The sequence below is a fragment of the Acidobacteriota bacterium genome (genome assembly GCA_022340665.1).
GTDB lineage: Bacteria > Acidobacteriota > Thermoanaerobaculia > Thermoanaerobaculales > Sulfomarinibacteraceae > Sulfomarinibacter.
In genome coordinates this window covers 1-6151 of sequence record JAJDNM010000114.1, presented here as the reverse complement: position 1 = coordinate 6151, position 6151 = coordinate 1, and the positions used below count along the sequence as shown (strand labels likewise).

Sequence of the window (6151 nt, the reverse complement as noted above, 5' to 3'; positions counted from 1 at the left end):
CCTCATGGCTGCCCCCCTTCAGAGCCTCACCTTGGGCGCGATCCTCGCTATCGTCATGTCAACCCTGAGAGTGTTTATCGCGTGCACAGAGTCAAAAGTCAAGTTGCCCATGTGATCAATTATTGAGCTATTCGAGGGTCGGAAATCTCCGCGCCCCGGCCGTCTCCCGATCCCGCTCCGCGCCACTCGGGGACAAACGGCGGGCCACGCCGGTGAGTTTGCTACATTGTTGTCCCTGGATCCGCAGAGGAAGAAGATTCTGACCGTTATTGGTCGGAAACAGAGGTGCGACATGCGTCGTCCGGCTCGTTCAATTGGGTCTGTAATAGGAATCGGCGTCCTACTGGCCGTCATGCCGGGTTGCGGTGCGAAGCAGCCAAAACCCCCGCCGGGGCTCGACGAACAGCAGTTGGCGGGCTGGCAGGTCTACGTCGAACTTGACTGTGCAACCTGTCATGGCGAGAACCGCGAGGGCAAGCGTGCGGGGCCGCCTCTCACCGGCCTCGCGGACCACTGGTCCGCCGACCGGCTGGTGAGCTACCTGACCGATCCTGATGAGATGGTCAGGAAGGATCCGCGCCTGGCTTACAAGGCTGAACAGTACGCCATCGGAATGCCGAAGGTCTCGGGAAAGTCGCCCGGGTATGGCGACAAGGTGTCCGCCGAAAGGCTCGCGGTGCTCGCCGAGTACCTGATGGTGGACATCCAGTCACCAGACGACTGAGAACTGCGAAATCGCCGATTCGGATACAGGAAGGCTGGGTCGCTGACATTATCACGAAATCCGGTGAGAAGATCGGGCTAGGGAACCGTCTATTTGGCATGCATGGTGCCCGAATTCAGGAAGTCCTCGATTGGCTCGAAGTACCACCGCTGCATCAGGTCCGGCTTGGTGATCGCCTGCCACACGGCGTCAGGCCACACCGAGAACGACTGCTCCACAACGATCGGCTTTGAATCCACCACCCGACCTCCTCGATAGTGTCTTTCGATCCTCGGAACAAATCGTTCTTGTGCGCGGCGATTGTCGATGCTCGGTCAGAGCTTGAACATCACCTCGAAACCGCCCCAGAACATGCGCATGCCATCGAAGACCATTTGGCTGGGATCCATCAGCTTCTGCATTTTCGGATCGGCCATGGCCTTCTTCAACACCCGATCGTGGTGCGCGCGAGATTTGAATCCGAGCCACGCAAGGACCACCGTTTCGTTGCGCTTGAGTTTGACGCTCCGGGGGAACGACGTCACCTTGCCCTTTGTGACGTCCTCCGCCACGCACTCGACATATTCGAGCGCGCCATGTTCCATCCAGAGCTTGCCAAAACGACGCGCCTTGCGACGATACTCGGCAATATTCTTCTTTGGAACGGGCACGACCCAACTGCTGACGTACTTCATACAGTCCTCCAGGTATTGACTCGCGACGGCACGAAACATTCGTGAGTTGTATGTGATCGGTAACCGGTTGTCGCCTCGGCCCATTCCTGGCGGCGAGATCGGCGCTCGGGCCCCAGCCACTTCGAGCAGCTCGGCTTGGTGTCACGCATGACGGGAATTAACTATGCGGAGAGCACGTCAGTCCGACTCGCCCTCGCCCGGTGGTGCCGAGTTTTTCATATAACGTTCGACGAACTCCGGGTAGAGCTCTTCCATGCAGTCCGGGCACACGCTGTGGGTGAAGCTCGTGTCGGCGTGCTCCTTGAGGTAGGACTCGATCTGATTCCAATACCCTCTGTCATCCCGGATCTTCTTGCAGTTGGCGCAGATGGGCAGCAGGCGTTTGAGGGTCTTCACCTCAGACAACGCGGTCTCCAGCTGTTCGATCAGCGCTCGGCTCTCTCGCTCGAACAGTTCGCGCAGCGTTTCGACGGTGAACGCCAGGAGGGAGATAAACAGAAAGGTGGCCAGGAATGCGAGCGGGAACGAGGGAGCGAAGTTCGTCGGGCTGGTGAGAAAGAGCACGACGGTGCACAAGCAGAACACGCAGGTCCAGATCGCGCCTTCGCGTCTGCCCAGCAGGAATATGAAGACGATGGGATAGGCGAAGGACCACATCACGGCGGTGCCGTCGCCCAGGTCTTCGGTCAGATAGAAGAGCGCAAGAAATCCGAAGAAGAGGGCGTCCACCCGGTAGAGCCAGATGCCGGTGGGCAGGATTCGAATGAGTACGAGGTTGGCTACCAGAAGCACGATCGCGAAGGTGTCGATGAAGATCTCGAAGTTGCTCAGCAGGGAGAAATTGGCGATATCCATCACGAAGATGAACGGGATGGCCACGGCGACGCCGAGTGCCACGAACAACTTGCGGCGACGCTCGGTGACATCCAGGGTCGAGTCACCGAGAATCGTTGCTTCCAGGCGCGTCAGGATGGAAGACGTATCGCTCATCCGGCGCCCGCGAATCTCATCGTGCGATCTGAATTCATTACAGAACCTGAGTACTCATTCTACAGGTGCCGAATCGAGGGGCGGCTCGCGAATTAGAGAACGGAATTTCTCGGGAGCGTCCGATTGTTGCCGTGGATGTTCTGGGACATACCCGAGGAGGGACCGCCATGAAGTTCGATCGTTGCGTGTCGTGTACATGGACTGCGCTCGTGATTGTCCTGATGCTGGTGTCGGCTGCCGTGGCGAACGCGACGGACGACGGCAAGGCTGCGAAAACAGTGCTGGTGACCGGCGCCAACCGCGGGCTCGGGCTCGAGTTCGCCCGCCAGTACTCCGAGGCCGGATGGTCGGTGATCGGGACGGCGCGCAAGCCGGCAGAGGCCACCGAGCTTCGCAAGCTTGGTGTCCGCATTCTTCAGCTCGACGTCACCGATCCCGAGAGCGTGGCCCGGCTGGCCGCCGATCTCGGAGAGCTGCCGCTCGACATGCTGATCAACAACGCCGGGTATGCCAACCGCGATGGCAGTATGGAATTCGAGAAGCTGAACTTCGAGGGCGTCGAGCGAGCCATCGCCGTCAACACCCTCGGACCGATGCGAGTCACCGGGGCGTTGCTGCCCAATCTGCGCCGGGGAGAGCTCAAGAAGATCGTCAACATCACCAGCGGCCTCGGCAGCATCGCCGACAATGAGGTCGGCCGATACTACGGCTACCGCGAAAGCAAGGCCGCACTCAACATGTTCACCCGCTCGCTAGCCATGAACTACAAGGACGAGGGCTTCACCTGCGTCGTGATGAGCCCGGGCTGGGTGCGCACCGACATGGGCGGTCCGGAGGCCGCTCTGAGCCCGGCCGAGTCCATCGCCGGGATGCGCAGAGTCATCGCCGGGCTCACCATCGAGGACACCGGCACCTTCCAGAGCTGGGACGGCCGCATCAGGAAGTGGTGATGATCGGGCGCTTTGAAGCTCGAGCCCGCATGCCCTGAATCAGTTCGTCGACGACTCCGCTATCATATTCGCAACAAGGAGGCGCGCTATGCGACGGATGGTAGTGCTGGTTCTGACGGGGGCAATTGTGGGACTTATGGCGTTCGCGGCAGATGCCGACGAGCCCAAACGCGACACGGCGGTTTACGTCGACAAATACGAGGACCCGATCCTCAAGGAGATGGACGACGCGGACGATGCGTTGAAGAAGGCGGCGAAGGAGAAGACCGAGGAGCTGCTCGAGGCATACCGCGCAGCGGAAAAGGAGCGCACCGAGCCGAAACAGAAGCTGCGCTTCGACCTCGGCGATCTGGTCAAGCCGGAGAGCCCCGATGCGTTCACAAGCAGGGTGTGGCACTTCCCGCCGACGCCGCAGTACAAGACCGGCACCTGCTGGAGCTTCGGCACGACGTCGTTCATCGAGTCCGAGATCAAACGGCTGCATGACCGGGAGATCAAGCTGTCCGAGATGTGGACCGCCTACTGGGAGTTCGTCAACAAGGCCCGTGGCTACATCGCGTCACGAGGTGAGAGCGCGCTGGGCCACGGTTCGCAATCCGCTGCGTTGCTACGGGTGCTGGACGAACGGGGAGTTGTTCCTCGGAGTGTGTACGAGGGCGTCATCCTCGAGGACACGCGTTTCAACCACGACCTCATGCTCGATCACATCCGGGCGCTGCTCGAGTGGTGCAAGGACAACAACTTCTGGGACGAGGAGGTGGTGATCGCCATGGTGCGGGAGCTGCTCGACGCGACCATGGGCAGGCCGCCGGAGACGGTGGTCTGGGAGGGCCGCGAGTTGACGCCGAAGGAATTCCTCTCGGACGTCTGCGGCATCGACCCGGGCGACTACGTCAGCGTGATGTCGACGATGTCGGAACCGTTCTGGAGCCGTGGGGAGTATGCGGTTCCGGACAACTGGTGGCACGACGCGAGCTACCTCAACGTGCCGCTCGACGTGTGGTTCGACACCATCGTCCGCGTGGCCACGACCGGCAACAGCCTGGTGTTCGGGGGGGATGTTTCCGAGCCGGGAATGAACGGGTTCGAGGACGTGGCGGTGATTCCGACCTTTGACATTCCGGCCGAGTACATCGACCAGAGCGCGCGCGAGCTGCGCTTCGCCAACCGCAGCACGACCGACGATCATCTCATTCACCTGGTCGGCCACATGAAGCTCGACGGCCACGACTGGTTCCTGATCAAGGACTCCAACAGGTCGTCCCGGTACGGCTCGTTCGAGGGCTACTACTTCTACCGCGACGATTACGTGCGCCTGAAGATGCTGATGTTCACCGTGCACAAGGACCAGGTGCGCGAGATTCTGGACCGCGTTGACGGCTGAGGTTGGGAACTGATCGACCGTTGGCGGGCCGTAAACGACCCGCCTACACACGCCTTTCCGATTGTAGGCGGGTCCTTCAGGGCCCGCCAGAGCGCATTCACTCGTCCGCCAACAATTCCCGCCAGACGAGGTCCTCCGGCGAAAGAACATCGAAGAGGTCCGGTCCGACATCTCCCAGGAGCGGCGCACCCAGCCAGGGGTAGTCCCACCAATCGTCGACCAACTCCGCGCGAACTGGATTCAACAGAATGTACTGCAGTACCTTGTACAGGCCTTCTTCCCTCCGCACGATATGGTCCCAGTACCCGGCCTGCCACACCTCCAGACCACGTCGCACGCCACGGACCCGACGCGAGGTTCGCCCCTTGAATCTGTTCATGATCGATCCCAACTTCGAACCCGCGTTACCCAAGAGCATGTGAATGTGGTCGGGCATGATGCAGTAGCCGATCACCGGGTATGCGCCGTGGAGCATCAAGATCTCGTCGCGTGCAATGGCCGCGAGGTCCGGTTCCCGCAGCCATCGGCCATGGTTCGCGGTGCAGGTGGTGAGGTACACCACGTGGTTGTTGCCGTCGTAGACTTCCTCGGGCAGGTGGTGGCGTCGCTGACGTTTCACGGATGCATGGTACACGCGTGGAGGTTTCGCCTCGCGGATCGATCCGTTGGCGGGCCGTAAACGACCCGCCTACAATCCCATCTCTCTCTGTAGGCGGGTCCTTCAGGGCCCGCCAGAGCGCACTCCGATTCCACTTCAGGTGGACAGCATCTCCCGGATTCGCCGGATGTGCTTCGGTCGCGTGCCGCAACACCCGCCGACGATGCTCGCCCCGGCGTCGAGCCATTTCCGAACCTCGGCGGCGTAGGCGTCCGGACCGAGGACGGTCGATGCCTGGCTCTGCGCAAACTCGGCATCGGCGTCGGGACCCGCGGGGCCATCGGCGGGCACAACGTGCTCGGCGTTGGCGTAGCCGCCGATCGGCGAGGAGGTGAGGCCCGCCAGCACTGGCAGGGCAGCGGTCACGAAGTTGGCCCCGCAGCAGTTCACGAGGTAGGCCGACGGCTCGATGTCGCCAAGAGCGGCGAAGGCGTCGGCCAGGCTCTCGCCGCTCGGCAGGGTGTTCAGCCGGGTGCCCTGAAGCGTCCAGCTCACCCAGTACTCGACGCCGGTTTCTGCGGCCGCCTCGCACGCCCACACAGCCTCGTGTGAGCTCGCCAACGTCTCACAGAGAATCAGGTCGACCCGGCCTGAGAGTATCGATCCGATCCTCCGGTAACCCTCGAGCACCTCATCACGGCCCTTCACCAGGTCGGCGCGGTAGCTCGTCTCGAGCGGCGGGAACGATCCGGCCAGGCGGGTTCGGCGGCCGGCCTTCTCGCATGCCCTTTCGGCAAGGTCCACCGCCAAGCCAGTGAGCTCTTCGAGGCG

The 6151-nt window shown here is 61.7% G+C and carries 8 protein-coding genes; 3 read left to right on the top strand and 5 right to left on the bottom strand.

Annotated elements, in window-relative coordinates:
* Window positions 1-352: 352 nt before the first annotated feature.
* Complete coding sequence (locus LJE93_12890) at window positions 353-724, top strand: cytochrome c (GenBank protein MCG6949801.1); 372 nt, start codon at window positions 353-355, stop codon at window positions 722-724.
* 89 nt (window positions 725-813) lie between these two features.
* Here LJE93_12890 and LJE93_12885 read toward each other — a convergent pair whose 3' ends face one another.
* The 3 genes from LJE93_12885 to LJE93_12875 form a co-directional block, all read right to left on the bottom strand.
* Window positions 814-966 (bottom strand): hypothetical protein, encoded by a 153-nt coding sequence (locus tag LJE93_12885; protein ID MCG6949800.1) that lies wholly within the window; start codon window positions 964-966, stop codon window positions 814-816.
* A gap of 72 nt (window positions 967-1038) precedes the next feature.
* Entirely contained in the window at window positions 1039-1398 is a 360-nt protein-coding gene (locus LJE93_12880; protein MCG6949799.1) for a DUF1428 domain-containing protein, read from the bottom strand.
* Window positions 1399-1575: 177 nt separating this feature from the next.
* Window positions 1576-2388 carry a hypothetical protein gene (locus tag LJE93_12875; protein ID MCG6949798.1) on the bottom strand — a complete coding sequence of 271 codons (813 nt, stop codon included), beginning with the start codon at window positions 2386-2388 and terminating at the stop codon, window positions 1576-1578.
* 167 nt (window positions 2389-2555) lie between these two features.
* Between LJE93_12875 and LJE93_12870 the strand changes: the two genes are divergently transcribed.
* Together LJE93_12870 and LJE93_12865 are read left to right on the top strand one after the other, a co-directional pair.
* Window positions 2556-3338, top strand: a complete 783-nt coding sequence (locus tag LJE93_12870) for an SDR family oxidoreductase (GenBank protein ID MCG6949797.1) — start codon at window positions 2556-2558, stop codon at window positions 3336-3338.
* 88 nt (window positions 3339-3426) lie between these two features.
* Complete coding sequence (locus tag LJE93_12865) at window positions 3427-4722, top strand: C1 family peptidase (protein MCG6949796.1); 1296 nt, start codon at window positions 3427-3429, stop codon at window positions 4720-4722.
* Window positions 4723-4819: 97 nt separating this feature from the next.
* Here the strand turns inward: LJE93_12865 and LJE93_12860 are convergent, their stop codons facing one another.
* A complete protein-coding gene (locus LJE93_12860) occupies window positions 4820-5341 on the bottom strand; it encodes a transposase (protein ID MCG6949795.1) in 522 nt (173 codons plus the stop codon).
* A 135-nt stretch (window positions 5342-5476) separates the two neighbouring features.
* Window positions 5477-6151, bottom strand: a 675-nt coding sequence (locus tag LJE93_12855; GenBank protein ID MCG6949794.1) for a homocysteine S-methyltransferase family protein, incomplete at its 5' end; no start/stop codon positions are given.

Coding starts and splice junctions, on each gene's coding strand:
- LJE93_12880 (MCG6949799.1), bottom strand. CDS start 1,398: ATGAAGTACGTCAGCAGTTGGGTCGTGCCCGTTCCAAAGAAGAATATT.
- LJE93_12870 (MCG6949797.1), top strand. CDS start 2,556: ATGAAGTTCGATCGTTGCGTGTCGTGTACATGGACTGCGCTCGTGATT.
- LJE93_12875 (MCG6949798.1), bottom strand. CDS start 2,388: ATGAGCGATACGTCTTCCATCCTGACGCGCCTGGAAGCAACGATTCTC.
- LJE93_12890 (MCG6949801.1), top strand. CDS start 353: ATGCCGGGTTGCGGTGCGAAGCAGCCAAAACCCCCGCCGGGGCTCGAC.
- LJE93_12865 (MCG6949796.1), top strand. CDS start 3,427: ATGCGACGGATGGTAGTGCTGGTTCTGACGGGGGCAATTGTGGGACTT.